The following is a 3,059-nucleotide window of genomic DNA, read 5'->3' as shown; positions in this document are numbered from 1 at the left end:
TACGGCCGGGCTGCTCGTGCGCCTGTTCGTGCTGGGCGATGCGCTGCCGGCGTCCGCGGTGGCAGACGCGCTCCCCGGCGTCGAGCCTCGCGCCGGCGCGGACGCCGGCCTGTGGGAGCCGGTCGACGACGGCGCGACGCTGCGTGCGGTGGTCGACCTGCGCCCGGTGGACACCGGCCACGGGACGCGATGGGTGTTCGCGGACCCCGACGGGTCGATGGTCCGTACCGTCACCCGACCCGACCACGTGCTGGGGGTCGGCCAGGCCACGCTCTCGCTCCTACGGGTCACGCCCACCTCGCCGGCTGGGTCGATCCTGGACGTGGGCACCGGGTGCGGCATCCAGATGGTCCACGCGTTGGGTACCGCCGACTCCGCCACCGGGACCGACATCACGCCGCGGTGCCTCGACCTGGCCGCCGCGACGCTGGCGATCAACGACCTGCGGGCCGAACTCCTGCAGGGCTCGTGGTTCGAGCCGGTCGCCGGCCGCCGGTTCGACCGGATCGTCGCCAATCCCCCGTTCGTGGTGGGGCCGCCGGAAACCGGGCATTCGTACCGGGAATCGGGGCTCGCGCTCGACGGTGCGAGTCGGACGGTGGTCTCCGGCGCCCCCGAGCATCTGGCGGACGGCGGGACGGCCGTCATGTTGGCGTCCTGGGTGGAGCGCGAGGACACCGATTGGCGGACTCGGGTGGCGTCCTGGGTGCCGTCCGAGGGCGTGGACGCCTGGATCCTCCGCCGCGACGTCTCCGAGCCGGGGCTGTACGTGTGGACGTGGCTCACGGACGAGGGCATGGACCCACGGGACGAGACCACGTGGCGTGCAGCGGACCGCTGGCTGGACCACTTCGAGGCCGAGGACGTCGCCGGGGTCGGCTTCGGCTACGTGTATCTGCGCCGCGTCGAGGGTCCGTCGTCGGTCTTGTGCGAAGACCTCACCCATCCGTTCGGCGACGGCCTCGGCGACGAGGCGGAAGCGTACTTCGCGCGCATCGCGTGGTTACGCGAGGCCGCCGGGCACCACGGCGGGCAGGACCGTGCCCTGGACGCGACCGTGTTCACGGTCTCCCCCGACGTCCACCTGCACGTCTCGGAGTCCCTCGCGCCGACCGACCCCGAGGTGGTGGACGCGCCGGGAGTGTCGACCGTCGTGGTGGAGCGCGTGACCGGCGCCCGCTGGCGCCACGAGATCGACCCCCTCACCGCGGCGGTGCTGAGGGGCGCCCGGACGGCCGCGCTGCCGTTGGAGGACCTGGTGGTGCTCGCCGCGGCCGGCGCCGGTGAGGATCCGGACGCATTGGCCGCGCCCGTCCGACGGGTGATCGCGGACCTGTTCGTGCACGGGTTCGTGGTGCCGGTCGGTGTGCCGGGCCTCCTGCCTCCGGGAGCCGTCGCCGCCGCGCCCGGGGGGCCGCGCGGGTGAGGGCGGTCATCTCGCGTGTCACCGAGGCGTCGGTGACCGTCGACGGCGAGGTCGTCGGGGCACTGTCCGCGCCCGGCCTCCTGGTGTTGCTGGGGGTCTCGAACGACGACGACGAGGCGGACGTCGCGACGATGGTCCGCAAGATCGCGGAACTCCGGATACTGCGGGAGGAGCGCAGCGTCGCGGAGGTGGGCGCGCCCGTGTTGGTCGTCAGTCAGTTCACGCTGATGGGCTCGACCGCCAAGGGGAGGCGACCGTCGTGGTCGAGGGCGGCTCCCGGGGACCGGGCCGAGCCGCTGGTCCGGGCGGTCGTGGCCGGTCTGCGCGAGCGGGGACTCGAGGTGTCCACGGGCGTGTTCGGCGCGATGATGCAGGTCCACTCCGTCAACGACGGCCCGTTCACGGTGGTGGTGGAGACGCCGGGCTCGGCCTGAGCCGCCGACACGTCGCGGTGACGGCCTTTACGGCACGGTCCGTGACCGAAATCATCGGTCGGGGAACATTACCGGCACCCCCGTCGTTGTAGGTGTACGTGACCCGGGCACGCGCCTGATCCGTCCACCAGCAACCGAACGCCGGCCTCGTCACAAGGTCAGGCAGGAGGAGGAGACATGACGTCAGCCATCACCCGATCGGACCGTCGGACGGAGGCGGATCCGGAAGGTCAGAGCCCGAGCGCTGATCTGGTCCGTGTCTACCTCAACGGGATCGGCAAGACGGCTCTGTTGAACGCCGAGGACGAGGTGGAGCTGTCCAAGCGGATCGAGGCCGGCCTCTATGCCAAGCACCTGTTGGAGACCAAGAAGCGTCTCGGTCCGGTGAAGAAGGCGGATCTCAAGACGATCGTCGCCGAGGGCGAGGCCGCCCGCGCCCACCTGCTCGAGGCCAATCTGCGTCTGGTGGTCTCGCTGGCCAAGCGCTACACCGGCCGGGGTATGCCACTACTGGACCTCATCCAGGAGGGCAACCTGGGCCTGATCCGTGCGATGGAGAAGTTCGACTACGCCAAGGGCTTCAAGTTCTCGACCTACGCCACGTGGTGGATCCGCCAGGCCATCACGCGCGGTATGGCCGACCAGTCGCGCACGATCCGTCTCCCCGTCCACCTGGTCGAGCAGGTCAACAAGCTTGCGCGCATCAAGCGTGAGCTGCACCAGCAGCTGGGCCGCGAGGCCACGCTCGAGGAACTGGCCGAGGAGTCGGGGATCCCCGCGCACAAGATCGAGGAACTCCTCGACCACTCGCGCGACCCGGTGAGCCTGGACATGCCGGTCGGCGCGGACGAGGAGGCCCCGCTCGGCGATTTCATCGAGGACGCCGAGGCCACCAGCGCCGAGAACACGGTCGTGTCCAACGTCATGCACTCGGACGTGCGCGCCGTGCTCGCCACTCTCGAGGAGCGTGAGCAGCAGGTCATCACCCTGCGGTTCGGGCTCGACGACGGTCAGCCCCGCACCCTCGACCAGATCGGCAAGCGCTTCGGCCTGTCCCGTGAGCGCGTCCGCCAGATCGAGCGTGAGGTCATGGCCAAGCTCCGTGAGGGCCGTCGCGCCGACAAGTTGCGGTCCTACGCGATCTGATCCCCTCCGGCCCCGGTCACACCCCGCCGGCCCCGCCCACGAAGGGCGGGGCC

Annotated in this window: 3 protein-coding genes; all 3 read left to right on the top strand. The window is 71.1% G+C overall.

Translation table 11 applies throughout. The annotated features are described in order from the left end of the window. Positions 1-1,426: methyltransferase (locus G6030_RS16140; RefSeq protein ID WP_182643808.1), on the top strand; the 1,426-nt coding region annotated here is incomplete at its 5' end. Beyond that, positions 1,423-1,860, top strand: a complete 438-nt coding sequence (gene dtd / locus G6030_RS16135) for a D-aminoacyl-tRNA deacylase (RefSeq protein WP_182643807.1) — start codon at positions 1,423-1,425, stop codon at positions 1,858-1,860. The genes G6030_RS16140 and dtd, both read left to right, overlap by 4 nt. 177 nt (positions 1,861-2,037) lie before the next feature. After that, positions 2,038-3,006, top strand: coding sequence for a sigma-70 family RNA polymerase sigma factor (locus tag G6030_RS16130; RefSeq protein ID WP_063973073.1), 969 nt, complete (start codon positions 2,038-2,040; stop codon positions 3,004-3,006). Positions 3,007-3,059: the final 53 nt, after the last annotated feature.

This window comes from Dietzia sp. E1 (assembly GCF_014145015.1).
GTDB lineage: Bacteria > Actinomycetota > Actinomycetes > Mycobacteriales > Mycobacteriaceae > Dietzia > Dietzia cinnamea_A.
This window is presented reverse-complemented; position numbering and strand designations above follow the sequence as displayed.